Source organism: Streptomyces sp. NPDC098781 (assembly GCF_044759995.1).
Lineage (GTDB): Bacteria > Actinomycetota > Actinomycetes > Streptomycetales > Streptomycetaceae > Streptomyces.
On the sequence record NZ_JBIWAK010000002.1, the window covers coordinates 460,380 to 476,978 of the forward strand.

Sequence of the window (16,599 nt, forward strand, 5' to 3'; positions counted from 1 at the left end):
TACGACGTTACCCGAACGGGCGTACCTGCTTCACCGGGTCCGAGGCCACAGAGCGGGATCCGGCGCGAACCGGATCCGCAGCTCGCCCTCGCGCAGCGCGGCCCCGTCCACGGCGCACCGGCGCAGGGCGGACGGCAACGGCACGATACGCCGGAACTGCCCGGCGGCCAGCACGAGTTCGTCGCCGCGCCGGATGAGGTCGAGCTCGTCGCGTACGGCGCCGGGCAGCGGGATGTGCCAGACGAGGACGCCCTCCTCGGCGAGCCGGTCGGTGACGGGCCACTCGACGGTGGAGGACGTGGCGTTGACGGCGGGCACGGCGAGCGCTTCGAGGTCGTCGGCGCCGCGCGGGTCCCGTCCGAGGTGGGCGACGCCCCGCACGTCGTGACCGTCCTCCCGCCATTCCTCCAGGACCTTGCGCTGCTGGACGACGGGCCCGGCGAGCCAGCTGCCGGCCGGCGCCTCCCGCTCCGGCAGCACCCGGTTGGCGATCAGCACGTCGGGCCGCAGTCCACGCAGGGCGAGGGCGAGGCCGGCGGCGCGCACGGCGTCGGCGCCGCCCGGTCCGGGTTCGGCGACCAGCCGTACGACGGTGTGGGGGTCGGCGACGACGGCCTCGGTCGCGGCGAGCTCGACGTCCCAGCGGGCGGCGGTCTCGTACAGCCACTCCGCGGGCATCGGGACGCCGGCCAGCTTCCCCAGGACGGGCCGCAGGGCACGCGCCGCCTGCCGTTCGGGCGGGAGCAGCCGGCGCAGATAGCGGCGCAGTTCCTCGGGGAGGGAGAGCAGGGCGAGGGCGTGCGGGGTGGCGGGCAGATCGACGACGAGGAGGTCGTGGGCCTCGGCGAGGGCCGCGTCCCGCAGGGCTCGCAGCAGCGCGAGTTCCTCGGCGCCCGGGAGCGGGGTGACCTCCTCCGGGTCGAGCCGGGAGGCGCCGAGGAGGTCGAGGGCGGTGGTGGCGCGTTCCTGGAAGGCGGCGAGGTCGTCCCGGAAGCCGGTGGCGGCGTCGGGGCGCCAGGCGGAGAGGTTCTGGGCGACCCGGGTCGGGGCCGGTCCGGTGCGGGCGCCGAGTGCCGCGCCCAGGGTGTCGGTGCGGTCGGCGCTGAGGACGAGGGTGCGGGTGCCCGCACGGGCGGCGGCGAGCGCGGTGGCGGCGGCGACAGTGGTACGGCCGCTGCCGCCGGGGCCCGTGATCAGGATGGTGCGCATGGGGCTGAACCGTAACGGACGTCGGAGCAGGTGGCTGGACGGTCGCAACCGCGTACCCCACGCACCCGGGAGCGAACCCCTACCTCTCCGACTCCACCCGCTTCTTCAGCCCCGCCAGCGCCCGGTCGATGATGACCTTCTCGGCCTTGCGCTTGATCATGCCGAGCATCGGGATCTTGACGTCCACCGTCAGCCGGTAGGTGACCTCGGTCGACCCCGCGCCGGCCGGCTTGAGGATGTACGAGCCGTCCAGGGAGCGCAGCATCTGGGACTTCACCAGGGTCCAGGAGACCTCGTGCGGGCCGGTCCAGGTGTAGGCGAGCACCTGGTCGTCCTTGATCGCCCCGGCGTCCATGACCAGGCGGACCTGCTCGGCGCGGCCCTGGTCGTCGGCCGCGAGGACCTCCGCCTCCTTCACCTCGCCGGTCCAGTCCGGGTAGCGGGCGAAGTCGGCGATCACCCCCATCACGTCGGCCGGTGCCGCCTCGATCGTGATGCTCGAGCTGGTGTGTTCCGCCATCGCCGTGGCTCCTCCAGATGCGGGCCGGTAGGAAGTCGTGGTGCGCACGCGTGCGCAGCGTGAAGGCTACCGCGCGCCCGACCGGCCCAGTTCACCCCCACCTGCGCCCCCGTCGCGAAAGCGCGCGCCGCCTCCGCGATCGCTCACCATTCCAGCGCCCACGGCTTGCCCGACCCGGCGAAATGCCCGACGTTCACGCACTCCGTCGCCCCGATCCGCATCCGCCGGACCAGCGGCTGATGGACATGGCCGAACAGGGAGTAACGGGGACGGGTCCGGCGGATCGCCTCCAACAGTGCCCTGCTCCCCCGCTCGAAGCGCCGCGCGACCGTGTCGTACACGAGTTCCGGGACCTCCGGCGGAATGTGCGTGCACAGCACGTCCACCTCGCCGACGGCCTCGATCTTCGCCGCGTACTCCTCGTCGCTGATCTCGTACGGCGTACGCATCGGGGTGCGCAGCCCGCCGCCCACGAAGCCGAAGGTCCAGCCGCCGATCTCGACCCGCTCCCCGTCCAGCACGGTCGTGCCGGGCCCGGCGTATTCCGGCCACAGAGGCGGTATGTCGACATTGCCGTAGGTGGCGTACGTCGGTGTCGGGAACGCCGCGAACAACTCGGCGTACTGCTTGCGCACCGCCTTCTCGATCACCCCGCGCCGGTCCGAGCCGACCCCGGCCCACAGGCGCGCCCCGAACTCACGTGCCTCCTCGAAGCGCCGGGCGGTGCGCAGCTCCACGATGCGGTCGGCGTTCTCCACCCCGAACAGGTCGGGGAAGATGCCGCGCGAATGGTCGGCGTAGTCCAGGAAGAGCACCAGGTCGCCGAGGCAGATCAGGGCGTCGGCGCCCTCGCCGGCCCTGGCCAGGTCGCGGGCGTTGCCGTGGACGTCGCTGACCACATGAACGCGGGTGCTGCGGTTTCCCGTCGGTGTCGGTGCCATGGCGATCAAGGGTAGGCGTGTGCGGCATACGTGAACAGTGGCGGCCGAACCGACGGTTACTGGCCAGTCGTCAGAGCGCTCGACTACTGTGCGCGCAGAAACACCAATCCGTGTGACGCGGCGAACATCTCGCCGGACCCCCCTGTCGAAGAAGCCATACCGGCGGGTAACGTCCGGGCAGTCCAGTCGTGCTCAGGATTTCAACATGTGAATCCCTGAGCACCTGCCCGAGCCTTGGACCGCACCGTCGCATCGCACAACGTCGTGGCGCCGGCGCCCTATGAGGAGCAGCAGTCTTGCGCGAGTTCAGCCTTCCGGCTTTGTACGAGGTCCCTGCGGACGGCAATCTGACCGACATCGTCCGCAGAAACGCCGCGCAGCACCCGGACGTGGCCGTCATCGCCCGCAAGGTCGGCGGTGCCTGGCAGGACGTGACTGCCACGGCGTTCCTCGCCGAGGTGCGCACGGCCGCGAAGGGACTCGTCGCCGCCGGCGTGCAGCCGGGCGACCGGGTCGGCCTGATGTCCCGCACCCGCTACGAGTGGACCCTGCTCGACTTCGCGATCTGGTCGGCGGGCGCGGTCACCGTGCCGGTCTACGAGACCAGCTCGCCGGAGCAGGTGCAGTGGATCCTCGGCGACTCGGGCGCGACCGCCATGATCACGGAGCTGGACGGGCACACCGCGGCCGTCGAGTCGGTGCGTGACCGGCTGCCCGCGCTCAAGCACGTGTGGCAGATCGAGGCCGGCGGTGTCGAGGAGCTGGGCAGGCTCGGGCAGGACATCAGCGACGCCACGGTCGAGGAGCGCAGCTCGCTGGCGAAGGCCGACGACCCGGCCACCATCGTCTACACGTCCGGCACGACGGGCCGCCCCAAGGGCTGTGTGCTGACGCACCGCAGCTTCTTCGCGGAGTGCGGCAACATCGTGGAGCGGCTGCGGCCGCTCTTCCGCACCGGCGAGTGCTCGGTCCTGCTCTTCCTGCCGCTGGCCCACGTCTTCGGCCGCCTCGTGCAGGTCGCGCCGATGATGGCGCCGATCAAGCTGGGCACCGTACCGGACATCGCGAACCTCACCGACGAGCTGGCCGCGTTCCGTCCCACGCTGATCCTGGGCGTGCCGCGGGTCTTCGAGAAGGTCTACAACTCGGCGCGCGCCAAGGCGCAGGCCGACGGCAAGGGCAAGATCTTCGACAAGGCCGCGGACACGGCGATCGCCTACAGCAAGGCGCTGGACACCCCGTCCGGCCCGGCCGTCGGCCTGAAGATCAAGCACAAGGTCTTCGACAAGCTGGTCTACAGCAAGCTGCGCGCGGTCCTCGGCGGCAAGGGCGAGTACGCCATCTCCGGCGGCGCCCCGCTCGGCGAGCGGCTCGGGCACTTCTTCCGCGGCATCGGCTTCACGGTCCTGGAGGGCTACGGTCTGACCGAGTCCTGCGCGGCGACCGCGTTCAACCCCTGGGACCGGCAGAAGATCGGCACGGTCGGTCAGCCGCTGCCGGGTTCCGTGGTGCGGATCGCGGACGACGGGGAGGTGCTGCTGCACGGCGAGCACCTGTTCAAGGAGTACTGGAACAACCCGGGCGCGACCGAAGAGGCGCTCCAGGACGGCTGGTTCCACACCGGTGACATCGGCACCCTCGACGAGGACGGCTACCTCCGGATCACCGGCCGCAAGAAGGAGATCATCGTCACCGCGGGCGGCAAGAACGTCGCTCCGGCCGTGATCGAGGACCGTATCCGGGCGCACGCGCTGGTCGCCGAGTGCATGGTCGTCGGCGACGGCCGGCCGTTCGTGGGCGCGCTGGTCACCGTGGACGAGGAGTTCCTGGAGCGCTGGTGCGCCGACCACGGCAAGCCGGCCGGCTCCACCGCGGCGTCGCTGCGCGAGGACACGGACCTGCTGGCCGCGATCCAGTCGGCGATCGACGACGGCAACGCCGCGGTGTCGAAGGCGGAATCGGTGCGGAAGTTCCGTGTTCTGCCCGCCCAGTTCACGGAGGACTCGGGTCATCTGACGCCGTCGCTCAAGCTCAAGCGCAACGTCGTGGCGAAGGACTACGCGGACGAGATCGAGGCGATCTACGCCAAGTAGCCGACCTGCCCGCTGATGGCGCGGTGTCCTCCACGAGGACCCGCGCCCTCGTGCGTCCGGCGGGCGATCCGCGCGGGCGTCGCCCTACAGCAGCGTCTGGAGCTTCTCCGCCAGCAGGTCCCAGCGCCACTTCTCCTCGACCCACTCCCTGCCCCGCTCCCCCATCCGGCGGCGCAGCTCCGGGTCGCCGAGGAGTGCGGTGATGCGGTCGGCCGCCTCCTCCGGGGAGCCGCCCCGCACCACCCAGCCCGTCTCGCCGTCCAGGACGGCGTCCGGCGCGCCCCCCGAGTCGCCCGCGACCACCGGCAGGCCCGTCGCCGAGGCCTCCAGGTAGACGATGCCGAGGCCCTCCACGTCCAGGCCGCCGCGGCGGGTGCGGCACGGCATGGCGAAGACGTCGCCGGCGCCGTAGTGGGCGGGCAGTTCGGACCAGGGGACGGGGCCGGTGAAGTGGACGGAGTCCGCGACGCCCGTCTCGCGGGCCAGCCTGCGGAGGTCCTTGTCGTACGGGCCGCCCCCGACGATCAGCAGCACCGCGTCCGGCTCGGCGGCCAGGATGCGGGGCATGGCCAGGATCAGGGTGTCCTGCCCCTTGCGGCGCACCAGCCGGGACACACACACGACCACCGGCCGGTCCGTCAGCCCCAGCCGCGCCCGGACCTCGTCGCCGCCCGACCCGGGATGGAAGGTCTTCTCGTCGACGCCCGGCGGCAGCTGCACCATCCGCGAGGCCGCGTCCGGCGTCAGCGCGGTCGCGATCCGCGAGCGCGTGTACTCGCCCAGGTAGGTGATCGTGTCCGTCGACTCCCCGATCCGCCCCAGCAGTTGCCGGGCCGCGGGCAGCTGGGCCCACCCCGCCTCGTGGCCGTGGGTCGTGGCCACGAGGCGCTCGGCGCCCGCCTTGCGCAGCGCGGGCGCCATCAGGCCGAGCGGGGCGGCGGCCCCGAACCACACCGACGTACAGCCGTGTTCGCGCAGCAGCCCGACCGCGCGCCGGGTCGCCCCGGGCGTCGGCAGCAGCATCGTCGTACGGTCCCGTACGACCGTGAAGGGCTGCTCGGCGTCGAAGGCGGCGGTGGCCTCCACGCCCTCGCGGCTCCGCTTCCAGGTGGAGGCGTAGACGACCAGCCGCTCCGGGTCCAGCCGCAGCGCCATGTTGTGCAGGAACGCCTGGATGCCGCCGGGGCGGGGCGGGAAGTCGTTGGTCACGATCAGGGTCTTGTGCATCGCCGCCGACCTTATCGAAGGCGCTGTTCACAGCGGGGCCCGGCCGCGTGTGTGGCCCGCTCACAGCCGGACACGACATCATGTCCACTCAGGCGGGAAGCGAGCGGCAGGGGATCTGGTGGAGACGACGGGCACGCGGCGGTCCCTGGCGCGGCTTCTCGCGATCTGGGCCCTGACCAGGGTGATCCTCCTGCTCTTCGTGTTCAAGGTGTACGTCTTTCCCGGCCCGGACGTGACCAGCGACGTGTCGGTGATCTACCAGGGCTGGTACGACGTGCTGCGCACCGGCACGTTCCCGCTGAACGACGTCACCTGGCAGTACCCGCCGGCCGCGGCCCTGCCGATACTCTCCCCGGCGCTGGTGTTCTGGCTGGACTACCCGTCCGCCTTCTTCGTGCTGGCCTTCACCGCCGACCTGGCGGTGCTGCTCCTCCTGCTGTACGCGGGCCTGCGCCCCGGCCGCAGCGTGCGCGGGGCCTGGGTGTGGGTGGCGGGCGTACCGCTGCTCGGACCGACCGTGTACGCGCGCTACGACGTGATGGTCACCGCCGTCGCCGTGGCCGCGCTGCTCGCGGGTGCCCGTCGTCCCCGGCTGATGGGCTCGCTGGCCGCCTTCGGCGCGATGCTCAAGGTGTGGCCGGTGCTGCTCCTGCTGGCGGCTCGTGGGCGCGCCGCCTGGGGCTGGGCGGCGCTGACCGCCGGCGCCCTGTCGGCGGTGTTCGCCTTCACCATGCCCGGTGCCTTCGCCTTCCTGACCTTCCAGCGGGACCGGGGCACCGAGGTGGAGTCGCTGGGCGCGCTGGTCTTCCATGTGGCCCGGCAGTACGGCTGGGACGGCCAGGTGCTGCTGAACTACGGCTCGGTGGAGTTCCTCGGCCCGTATGTCGACGTGGTCAGCTCGGCCGCCCTGGTCCTGAGCGGGCTCGCCTTCGGCTGGCTGCTGCTGTGGCGGCTGCGGGCGAGGCGGTTCGAGGCGCGCACGCTCGCGGACGCGGCCTTCGTGGGGGTGCTGATGTTCACGACGACGAGCCGGGTCATCAGCCCGCAGTACCTGGTGTGGCTGGTCGGCCTCGCCGCGGTGTGCCTGTGCTTCCGGGAGAGCCGGATGCGGCTGCCGGTCTCCCTGGTCCTCGCGGCATCGCTGGTGACGGTCCTGGAGTTCCCCGTCTACTTCTCGCATGTCGTCGCGAGCGACGGCCTCGGCGTGACCCTGCTGTTCCTGCGCAACGGCCTGCTGGTCGCGGCCACCCTCCTCGCCGCCCGCGAACTCTGGCGCACGACGGCCGCCCGTCCGGCCCCCACGCCCGTACCCGCTCAGCCGGCCCGCGCGAGGGAAACGTCCCTGCCCTCCTGACGCCGGCAGCCGCCGGATCAGACGAGCTGAGCCCGCAGGTACTCCCGCCACTCCGCCGTGAACTTCTCCAGCGATGTCCCCAGTACGTCCTCCAGGGCGGCCTCGACCGCGCCCGCCCGGCGGTCGTGGGCGCCGACGGAGCGGTAGAACTCGGCGAGTCTGACCTCTCCCCAGCGGTCGGCGATCATGCGGCAGGCCATCCAGCCGCCCTCGTAGGCCCGGGCCAGCCGGGTGGCGTCGCCCGCGAACTCGAAGTCGGCGTCGGCCGGGAGGCCCTCGGGTGTGCGGTCCTCGGCGACCGCGCGGCCCAGTTCGGGGGCCGCCTGGGACGGGGAGCGGCCGCTGCCGAGGTAGCCGACCCAGTCGGCGTACCCCTCGGAGAGCCACAGCGGGGTGGCGGGGGCGGTGTGGGCGCGGGTGGCGACATGGGTGGTCTCGTGGGTGAGCACGACCTGCTTGCCGGTGTCGCCGAGCACGCCGTACGCGTCGGGGTTGAGGATGATCCGGTCCGCGGGGGCGCCGGCCCGGGCGCCGGTCTCGCCGGTGGTGACCGCGGCGATCCCGCGGTAGGAGGACTCGGGCGCCCCGAGCAGCCCGGCCATGCCGTTCAGTGACCTCGGCACGAGGACGACGACATGCCGGGACCAGTTCGAGCCCCAGGCCTGGGACACGGCCGGCACCGCGTGGTCGGCCAGCCGCGCGAACGACCGCAGCCGGCCGGTGGACTGCCCGACGCCGAGGACGAGGCTGTGCTCGCCCCGTACGACGCTCACCTCGCCCTGGTCCCACAGCTGCTCGGCGGAGCCCTTCGCGGGCCGCTCCGACTCGACGTACCAGTGGCCGGACGCGTCCAGCTCCAGGTCCAGGGTGCGGCCGACCCGGACGGGAGCCCGGTCGTAGCCCTGGACGCGGTAGCGGAGCTCGGCGTCGGCGCGTGCGGTGTCGCCGGTGCGGCTCAGTCCGGTGAGCCGGTACGACCAGTCGGCGAGGGGCACCGCGCGCAGGTTGTCGAACCGGTCCCGCGCGCCGGTACGCAGATACGCCGCCTCGTCGTGGTCCACCACCGCGGCGGCCCGGTGGTCCAGGAGGCGCTGTACGTCGGTCCTGGCGCCGTCGCTCGTGGGCCGCCCGCCGCAGCCCACCAGAGAGACGAGCAGCAGACAGAGCGCCACGACGACTCGCGTTCCCGACGCCCGCCTTCGACCAGCCACTTCCCGATCGTACGGCGGCGAGGGCGCGGAGGTCAGACCCTGGTGACCGTCGCCCCGGGGATCATGCCCACCGGGTCGTAGCGCACCGGCGCCCCCGGGTAGGGCGCGTGGATCACCTGGCCGTTGCCCATGTACATCCCGACATGGCTGGCGTCGGAGCGGTAGGTGACGATGTCGCCGGGCTGGGCCTGGGAGAGCGGGACCTGCCGGCCGGCGTGGCGCTGGCCCTGCGAGGTGCGCGGCAGCGAGACGCCGGCCTGCGCGTACGACCACTGGATCAGGCCCGAACAGTCGAAGCCGGAGGGCCCGTTGGCGCCCCAGACGTACGGCCTGCCCAGCGCGGCCTGGGCGGCGGCGACGGCGGCCGCGGCGCGGCCCGAGGCCGGGACGGCGCCCCCGAGGCCCTCGAAGCCCGCCATGGCGGAGCGCCCGGAGCGGGAGGCCCGGTCGTAGGCCGCACGGTCGCCGGCGTCGAGGGAGTTGAGGAGCCTGCGGGCCTCGGCGAGCTTGCGCTCGACGGTCCGCTTGTGGACGGCGACGGCCTTGCGGCTCTTCTCCAGCTCGACCAGCTTCCCGGCCGCCTCGCTGCGCTCCTGGGCGAGTTCGCGCATGGCGTCCTGGAGCTTCCTCAGCTCGCCGGCCTGGTGCGCGGTGATCCGGGCGAGCGCGGCGGCCTTGTCGAGGTAGTCCTCCGGGTCGTCGGAGAGCAGCAGCGCCAGGGAGGGGTCGAGCCCGCCGGAGCGGTACTGGGCGCCGGCCAGCGAACCGAGCACGTCCCGCATGGAGTTGATGTCCTCCTGCTGACGGGCGATCCGGTCCTGCGCCCGGCGCACCTGCTCACGCAGCCCCTCGGCGCGCTCGTCGGCCTTGTTGTAGGCCTCGGTGGCCTTCTCGGCCTCCTCGTAGAGGCGGTCCACCTTGGCCCTGGTGTCGTCCTGAGGCGCGGCCGTGGCCGGTGTGACCCCGAGGGCCGCGGCGGCGGCCGACATGACGCAGAGCGCTGCGTTGGCGCCCCGGTCGAACCCGGGCGATGCAAGGCGACGATGGGACCCCACGGGAAGCCGCGCTCCTTCCGCTGACGACAAGGACCTTCCCCGGGCCGCCGACGGGGGCGACGGGGAAACGCGGCAGACAGTAGCTCCGTGCGGGGGCGGCGACCAACGACCGCCGTGGGCACGCAAAGTGACGCCCCGCCTCTGACGCAGGTCATCGGCGGGGCGTGGGGTCAGGCGGCGGTGCCGGAATTCGCTCGTTCGGGCGGCACCCTGTGTTGATCTTGCGGGCGTTCGGCCGGGGTCAGATGCGGACGCCGAACTGGAACGGCATGTTGTTGATCGACTCGTAGCGCACGACCGTGCCGGTGCGCGGCGCGTGCAGGACCTGGCCGTTGCCCGCGTAGAAGCCGACGTGGTGCTGGTCGTTGTAGAAGATGACCAGGTCGCCGACCTTGAGCTCTGACTGGCTGTAGATGCGCGTGCCGTAGTTGGCCTGGGCCTGCGAGGTGCGCGGGATAGCGACGCTGGCCTGGGCGAAGGCCCAGGAGGTCAGGCCCGAGCAGTCGAAGGAGGACGGGCCGGAGGCGCCGTAGACGTAGGGCGAGCCGATGACGCTCTGGGCGGCCTGGAAGGCGGCCATGGCGCGGCCGGAGGCGGCCCCGGTGTTGCCGAGGTCGACACGGTCGGCGGCGGAGCGGCTGGCGCGCTGCTCCTCGGCGGCGAGGGCGGCCTTCTCGGCGGCCGTCAGGGAGTTCAGGAGCTTCTGGGCCTCGGCGAGCTTGCCCTGGACCTGCTTCTTCTTCTTGCCCAGCTCGGTGCGGGTGGAAGAGAGGTCCTTGAGCTTCTCGGCGGCCTCGGAGCGCTGCTGGGACAGCTCGCGCTGCTTGTCCTGGACCTTCTTGAGCTGGTCGACCTGCTGGGCGCTCAGCTGGTCCATCGTGGACGCCTTGTCCAGGTAGTCGTCCGGATCGGACGACAGGAACAGCTGGACGGAGGAGTCGATGCTGCCGGTGCGGTACTGGGCGGCGGCGGCCAGGCCCATGGAGTCGCGCAGCTCGTTCAGGTCTTCCTGACCGCGGGCCACGTTGTCCTGGATGGTGGAGATCTCCTTCTGGAGCTTCTCCTGCTTCTCCTTGGCCCCGTTGTACTTCTCGGTGGCCTGCTCGGCCTGCTCGTAGAGCTTGTCGACCTTGGCCTTGACCTCGTCCTTGCTCGGCTTCTCGCTGGGGGCCGCGTTGGCCGCCTGCGCACTGATGGCCACGGCAGCAGCCGCCGCGGTGGTCAGCACGGTCACGCGTGCTCGGCTCGGCTGCTTGGGTCGACGGTGGGACGCCACTGAGGTGAAACCCTTCTTGTGAGTGATCACCCGCTCGGAGGTTCGACGCCCGACCCTAGTGACCCGGTTGTGATCAGATCAAATCCTCACACGAAAAATCTCGTCACACACGTCATTCTTTACACACAACTCACATGCGGTGACGCGCGCTTGACGCTACGTTGCGTGACGACCGGTCCAATTCGGGCAATGCGCCTGTACGTTGACCTATTCAGGACAGGCGCTTCAGAAGCACCACAGAAGCCACCGGCCGCGCTCCGGCGCGCGCCACCCCGTCGGCGACCTCGCGGTCGGTCGAGGCGACGATGACCGGACGGCCCGGCGGCTCGGCGCGCACCAGCTGGCGGATCAGCTCGTCGGCGGTCACTCCGGGCTTGGAGAACAGCACCCGCACCCCGCGCGGCGGGGCCAGCAGCACCGGCGCGGCCAGTTCGGCCCCGTCGAAGACACAGGTCACCTCGGCGCCGGTCTGCGCGGCGAGCTGGGAGAGCTGGCCGAGCAGCCGCAGGCGCTGCTTCTCCAGCGGCATCTGCGGATAACCCGTCTTGGTGACGTTGTAGCCGTCGACCACCAAGTGCGCCTGCGGCAGGGCGAGTAGCTGGTCGAGGATCGCGGGGTCGTTCTCGGACAGAGCCCGCGCGGCGATGTCCTTCGGGGTCATTCGTCCCGGTTCGACCGCGTCCACGGTCTCGGCGGGCCGAACCGAGACCGGCGGCAACGCCAGCTCCCGGCGCAGCCCTTGGGCGGCGTCCAGCAGGGTGTCGAGGAGCAGCCGTACCCGCATGTCCTCGACGCTGCGCCCCTCGCGCGCCGCCCTGCGGGTGGCCTCCAGGGCCGCCTCGGCCTCGCTGAGCCGCGCCTTGAGCCGCCGGGTCTCGCTCTCGGCCGCGGACACCTGGGTGTGCCCCTCGGCCCGTACGCTCTCGATCTCGCCCTGGACCTTGCGCAGGGCGGCCTCGCCGCGCTTGACGTCGCTGAGCGCGGAGCGCAGCTTGCGGTGAAGCGATTCGGCTTCCTTCTTGGCCGCGTCCAGCTCGACGCGCAGCCGCTCGGTCTCGTGCCGGGTGTGCTCGCGAGCCTGGGCGAGCTCCTCGCGCAGCCGCTCCAGCTCGGCCCGGCTCTCCTCGTCGGCACGCTCGGCGTCGGCGCGCTGAGCCTCCTCGCCGGCCGCGGTGACGAGCTTGACCCAACCGGTGGGCCGCAGAACATAGGCCGCGGCCGCCACGTCGAGCGGGTCCGCGGCCGGGGGCGCAGAGCCTGAGTCGAGGGCGCCGGTGAGCTCCGGCTGGACCTCTCTGAGCTTCTCGCCGATGCGCTGGCGGAACAGCGGATCGGTCTCCAGCGCGGCGGCCATCGCGTTGCCGGCGAACTTGGCCCGCCGGTTCGGCGCGAATCTGGCGTACTGCCGAAGCTGTGCGGGCAGTTCGCCGACGGTCAGCCCGCCGAAGCCGTCGGACACGATCTGTACGACCTTGCGCCGCACACCGTCGGGCAGCGGACGGTCGAGCACCTCAGCGGCGCCGTCGTCCGGCCCCCCGCCTTGTGTCTCCACCATCCGTCACACCCCAATGCCTGTGCGGGACCGGCTCCCCTCAGGAGTCGGCGCCCGGCCTGTCCACGAGTTCCACCTTGTCGACCGCGTTGCACCAGCGGCAGCGCACCGACTCGATCGTCTCACTGAGCACCTCACGCTCCTCGATCTTCGGCTCACCGGCCAGATCGAGATGGACGTACTCCACGACCTTGGACGAGCGCGTCACGTCGAAACGCGTGAGGTTGCCGCAGAGCGTGCAGCGCCACCGCGTCGTGTCGGTCGGGAGGGGAACCGTCATCGTGACTGCGCTCTTTTCTTCCAGGCCTTCTATTGTCTGTGACGCGCCGTGCCCGGTGCGTGTGGCTCGTAACCCTACGGCCTGGCGGGTACTCGTCGCCCGCCTGTGCCCGGCGGCGAGGCGGTCTGTGCGGCTGCGTCCGGTTACGTCATGCTCTGTACTCATGATCGGCAACTGGAGCGTGGCGCGTTTCGGAGCTCGGTGCGGCAGGGCGGGCCGCTCGGTCCGTGCCGCGCTGCGCTCACCGGCGCCGGTGACGTACGGCCTGATCGCCCTGTGCTGCCTGTTGTTCCTGGTCGGACCGGCTGCGGGGGTCAATCCGGCGTACGGCTCGGGAGAGGCGCTGGTCGCCGCGCAGCGGGCCTATTTCCACCGCTGGGGTGTGGTGCCCGTCGAGCTGTTCCAAGGCTCCCCCCGGGCCGCCCTCACCCCCGCTACGGCGCTCTTCGTGCACGGCAGCTGGGTGCACCTGCTCGGCAACATGCTCTTCCTCTATGTGTTCGGTGTGATGACCGAGGAACGGATGGGCCGCGTCCAGTTCACGCTCTTCTACCTGGGCTGCGGCTATCTGGCCCTGCTGGGCTACGCCGCCGCCAACGACGACTCCGCCCAGTCCCTGGTCGGCGCGTCGGGGGCGATCTCGGCGGTCCTCGGCGCTCTTCTGTTCCTCTTCCCCGGAGCGCGGGTGACAAGCCTGCTGCCGTTCCTGCTGTTCCTGCCGCTGCGCTTCCCGGCCTGGGTGGTGCTGCCCTTCTGGGTGGCCGTGCAGTGGGTGGCCGCGGGCCGGGCGGCGCCGGGGCCGGGGGTGGCGTATCTGGCGCACCTGGTGGGCTTCGGGCTGGGCTTCGGCTATGCGTGGGCCCGGTTCGGGCGGCCCGCTGCCGCGCCCTCCCCGGGGCCGACCCCCGGACCCCCGGCGGAAGGACCGGGCGGGCCGGGCCGCGAGTAGGGTGAGAGCCCCAGCAATGGCCCCCGAGGGAGAGAACCAGCCGTGATCACCGCGATCGTCCTGATCAAGACCAGCGTGGACCGGATCCCCGAGATCGCGGAACGGATCGCCTCGCTGGAGAGCGTGACCGAGGTCTTCTCCGTCACCGGCACCTACGACCTGATCGCGATGGTGCGGGTGACGGAGCACGAGGACCTGGCCGAGGTCATCCCGGGCCGGATCAGCAAGATCCCCGGCGTCGAGGGGACCGACACGCACGTGGCGTTCCGGACGTACTCCCAGCACGACATCGAGGCCGCGTTCGCCATCGGACTGGACAGCTGACGCGGTGACGCGGTGACGCGGTGACGCCGCCCAGGGTGACGCGTTCTTCATCCTGGGCACATCCCGGCGGCCGGGTGCCGACGACACGACCACCTTCCAGCCGAGGCCGCCCGACGTCGCTCCCTCCCCCACGCCGACGCCGAGCGACGAGGCCGTCTCCCGGCCCCCGGTGACCGACCGGACGGCGTGCGCCGCGTGCCGCCGGACGCCGTGATCGGCCTGATCCGGCTGGTGGTCGCCGACGAGCGTACGGCCACCGCGCCTGGCCGTCGTGGAGATGGCGGCGGTGGCCGGGCTCCCCCTCGTCCCGCACGCCCCGCGCGACCCGGGCGCCACGACGACGTACGGCGTCGGCGAGCCGATCCGCGCCGCGCTGGACACCGGCGTACGGCGGATCCTGATCGGCTGCGGCGACTCCGGTACGTCCGACGGGGGCGCCGGCGCGCTCCCAGACCCTCGGCGCCCGCCGCTGGACGCCGACGGCTTCGAGCTCCCCCCGGCGGAGGCGCGCTGACGCGGCTCGCCCGGATCGGCCAGTCCGGCCCGGCTCCTCCCCCGCTTCGACGTCCTCCGCGACCACCTCGACCTCCACGCCCGGCTCGGGCGCGCTGATCTGGTGGTCACCGCCGAGGGCGCCCTGGACCACCGGACACCCAAGGGCAAGATCCCGGCCTAGGTGGCCCGCCGGGCCGAGGTGTACGGCCGGCCGGGGCTCGCGCCGGCGGGCACGCTGGGCGAGGGCGCGCACGACGTGCCCGGCGTGGACGCGTTCAGCGGATCCTGCCGGCTCCGACGGCCCTCGCGGAGGCCCTGGTGCCGGCCTCCGGACTCCTCGCGGACGCGGCCGGGCCAGCCCTGCGGATGGTCCTGTTGGGCGCCCGGCTATCGGTTCACGCGGAGGTGTCCGGTACGCAACGACCGTCCTCCGTGCGGTAGTTCCACCGGGCGCCGTCCGTGACGAGCTCCTTCACGGCGGTCACGAACCGCTCTACGTGCTCGTCCGGCGTGCCGGCCCCGAAGCTCACCCGGATGGCGTTCAGGGACTTCTCGCCCGGCGCGGCCTCGGGGGCGCCGCACTCGCCCTGGGCCTGCGGGTCGCTGCCGAGCAGCGTCCGGACCAGCGGGTGGGCGCAGAACAGCCCGTCGCGCACGCCGATGCCGTACTCGGCGGAGAGGGCGGCGGCGAAGTGGGAGCTGTTCCAGCCGTCGACGACGAAGGAGATCACACCGACGCGGGGTGCGTCGTCGCCGAAGAGGGAGAGGACGCGGACCTCCGGCACCTCGGCGAGGCCCGCGCGCACCTTCTCGATCAGGTACCGCTCACGGGCGACGAGCGTGTCGAAGCCCGCCTCCGTCAGGGCCTTGCACGCGGAGGCGATGGAGTAGGCGCCGATGACGTTCGGGGAGCCGGCCTCGTGCCGTGCGGCGCTGTCGTGCCACTGGACGTCCACTCCCCCGTCCTCGCGCCGGGTGACCTTGCGGCTGGCGCCGCCGCCCGCGAGATACGGCTCGGCCTCGCGCAGCCAGTCGGCGCGGCCGGCGAGGACGCCGGAGCCGAACGGGGCGTACAGCTTGTGGCCGGAGAAGGCGACCCAGTCGACGTCGAGGTCGCGGACGCTCACCGGGTGGTGCGGGGCGAGTTGGGCGGCGTCGAGGACGATCCGGGCGCCGTGCGCGTGCGCCGCCGCGGCCAGCTCCCGTACGGGCCACAGCTCGCCGGTGACGTTCGAGGCGCCGGTGACGCAGACCAGGGCCGGGCCGTGGGGGTCGCGGTCGGCGAGGGCGCGCTCCAGGGTCTCGACGGCCTCGCGGGGGGTGCGGGGCGCGTTGAGGTAGGTGACCTGGGCGTCGCGCCAGGGCAGCAGGGAGGCGTGGTGCTCGGTCTCGAAGACGAAGACCTGGCAGTCGACCGGGAGGGCGGCGGCGAGGAGGTTCAGCGAGTCGGTGGTGGACCGGGTGAAGATCAGCTGGTCGTCGTCCCGGCAGTCCAGGAACTCGGTGACCGTGCGGCGGGCGTTCTCGAACAGGTCGGTGGAGAGCTGCGAGAGGTACCCGGCACCGCGGTGGACGCTGCCGTAGTACGGCGCGTAGGCGGCGACGTCGTCCCAGACGCGCTGGAGGGCGGGGGCGCTGGCGGCGTAGTCCAGCGCCGCGTAGGTGACCTCGCCGCCCGTGACGAGCGGGACGGTGACATCACCCCCCAGAACGGGCAGCGGGGCACAAATGCCCTGGACGGAGGCAGCAGTGGAGACAGACATGGGAGGGCTCCCGACAGGTGAGGGAAGAATCAAGATTCCGGAACAGGTGAAATGGGTGTGCGGAGGCGGGGCTCGGCGGCCCTATCGCATTCGCTTGCTCACGGAAGACTCCCTCGAACGACCAGGACCCCTGGTTTCGAGAGGGGCCCGCGCTTGCCGTAGACCTCACTGCCTACGGCCTGGTCTTCACCCGGGGCACCCCGCCACGGACGGAGGGTTGCCGGACAGTCGGCCGGGGCCTCATGACTGTCACTCATGACCTGGTCAAGGACGCTACGTCAAATGATCGTCGTCCCGCAACCCATGTCCGGATCGCGGGACGACGTCGATGCGGGCCAGGACCTGTCGTT

Annotated in this window: 14 protein-coding genes, 1 pseudogene and 1 riboswitch; of the genes and pseudogenes, 5 read left to right on the forward strand and 10 right to left on the reverse strand. The window is 72.2% G+C overall.

Annotated features, from left to right (window positions below):
* Positions 1 to 30: 30 nt before the first annotated feature.
* The 3 genes from ACIQWG_RS08180 to ACIQWG_RS08190 all read right to left on the reverse strand — a co-directional run bounded on the left by ACIQWG_RS08180 (position 31) and on the right by ACIQWG_RS08190 (position 2,670).
* Positions 31 to 1,209 (reverse strand): ArsA family ATPase, encoded by a 1,179-nt coding sequence (locus ACIQWG_RS08180; RefSeq protein WP_404091916.1) that lies wholly within the window; start codon positions 1,207 to 1,209, stop codon positions 31 to 33.
* 79 nt (positions 1,210 to 1,288) lie between these two features.
* Positions 1,289 to 1,729 carry an SRPBCC family protein gene (locus tag ACIQWG_RS08185; RefSeq protein WP_404091918.1) on the reverse strand — a complete coding sequence of 147 codons (441 nt, stop codon included), beginning with the start codon at positions 1,727 to 1,729 and terminating at the stop codon, positions 1,289 to 1,291.
* A gap of 143 nt (positions 1,730 to 1,872) precedes the next feature.
* On the reverse strand, positions 1,873 to 2,670 hold the full coding sequence (locus ACIQWG_RS08190) for a metallophosphoesterase (protein WP_404091919.1): 798 nt from the start codon (positions 2,668 to 2,670) through the stop codon (positions 1,873 to 1,875).
* Between the two features lie 296 nt (positions 2,671 to 2,966).
* On the opposite strand from ACIQWG_RS08190, the gene ACIQWG_RS08195 reads away from it, so the two are divergent.
* Positions 2,967 to 4,763 (forward strand): AMP-dependent synthetase/ligase, encoded by a 1,797-nt coding sequence (locus ACIQWG_RS08195; protein WP_404091921.1) that lies wholly within the window; start codon positions 2,967 to 2,969, stop codon positions 4,761 to 4,763.
* An 84-nt stretch (positions 4,764 to 4,847) separates the two neighbouring features.
* On the opposite strand, the gene ACIQWG_RS08200 is transcribed toward ACIQWG_RS08195, so the two are convergent.
* Positions 4,848 to 5,990 carry a glycosyltransferase family 4 protein gene (locus ACIQWG_RS08200; protein ID WP_404091923.1) on the reverse strand — a complete coding sequence of 381 codons (1,143 nt, stop codon included), beginning with the start codon at positions 5,988 to 5,990 and terminating at the stop codon, positions 4,848 to 4,850.
* A 118-nt stretch (positions 5,991 to 6,108) separates the two neighbouring features.
* On the opposite strand from ACIQWG_RS08200, the gene ACIQWG_RS08205 reads away from it, so the two are divergent.
* Positions 6,109 to 7,344 carry a glycosyltransferase 87 family protein gene (locus tag ACIQWG_RS08205; protein WP_404091924.1) on the forward strand — a complete coding sequence of 412 codons (1,236 nt, stop codon included), beginning with the start codon at positions 6,109 to 6,111 and terminating at the stop codon, positions 7,342 to 7,344.
* Between the two features lie 17 nt (positions 7,345 to 7,361).
* Here the strand turns inward: ACIQWG_RS08205 and ACIQWG_RS08210 are convergent, their stop codons facing one another.
* From ACIQWG_RS08210 to ACIQWG_RS08230, 5 genes are all read right to left on the reverse strand, one after another.
* Entirely contained in the window at positions 7,362 to 8,555 is a 1,194-nt protein-coding gene (locus ACIQWG_RS08210) for a hypothetical protein (RefSeq protein ID WP_404091927.1), read from the reverse strand.
* Positions 8,556 to 8,587: 32 nt separating this feature from the next.
* The gene (locus tag ACIQWG_RS08215; RefSeq protein WP_404091929.1) at positions 8,588 to 9,610 is read right to left on the reverse strand and encodes an NlpC/P60 family protein; all 1,023 of its coding nucleotides are present in this window, start codon (positions 9,608 to 9,610) and stop codon (positions 8,588 to 8,590) included.
* A gap of 241 nt (positions 9,611 to 9,851) precedes the next feature.
* Complete coding sequence (locus ACIQWG_RS08220; protein WP_404091931.1) at positions 9,852 to 10,886, reverse strand: NlpC/P60 family protein; 1,035 nt, start codon at positions 10,884 to 10,886, stop codon at positions 9,852 to 9,854.
* 211 nt (positions 10,887 to 11,097) lie between these two features.
* Entirely contained in the window at positions 11,098 to 12,441 is a 1,344-nt protein-coding gene (locus ACIQWG_RS08225) for an NYN domain-containing protein (protein ID WP_404091933.1), read from the reverse strand.
* Positions 12,442 to 12,478: 37 nt separating this feature from the next.
* Entirely contained in the window at positions 12,479 to 12,718 is a 240-nt protein-coding gene (locus ACIQWG_RS08230; RefSeq protein ID WP_404091935.1) for a hypothetical protein, read from the reverse strand.
* Between the two features lie 163 nt (positions 12,719 to 12,881).
* Here ACIQWG_RS08230 and ACIQWG_RS08235 point away from each other — a divergent pair, with 163 nt between their 5' ends.
* The 3 genes and pseudogenes from ACIQWG_RS08235 to ACIQWG_RS08245 all read left to right on the forward strand — a co-directional run.
* Entirely contained in the window at positions 12,882 to 13,667 is a 786-nt protein-coding gene (locus tag ACIQWG_RS08235; RefSeq protein ID WP_404091937.1) for a rhomboid family intramembrane serine protease, read from the forward strand.
* Positions 13,668 to 13,709: 42 nt separating this feature from the next.
* Entirely contained in the window at positions 13,710 to 13,991 is a 282-nt protein-coding gene (locus ACIQWG_RS08240) for an Lrp/AsnC family transcriptional regulator (protein ID WP_404091940.1), read from the forward strand.
* A gap of 265 nt (positions 13,992 to 14,256) precedes the next feature.
* Positions 14,257 to 14,927, forward strand: a pseudogene (locus ACIQWG_RS08245) (glycerate kinase); the annotation flags it as partial.
* Here the strand turns inward: ACIQWG_RS08245 and ACIQWG_RS08250 are convergent.
* Entirely contained in the window at positions 14,882 to 16,249 is a 1,368-nt protein-coding gene (locus tag ACIQWG_RS08250) for an aminotransferase class V-fold PLP-dependent enzyme (RefSeq protein WP_404091943.1), read from the reverse strand. The pseudogene ACIQWG_RS08245 and the gene ACIQWG_RS08250 overlap by 46 nt on opposite strands.
* 144 nt (positions 16,250 to 16,393) lie before the next feature.
* Positions 16,394 to 16,510, reverse strand: a riboswitch (SAM riboswitch).
* Between the last annotated feature and the right edge of the window lie 89 nt (positions 16,511 to 16,599).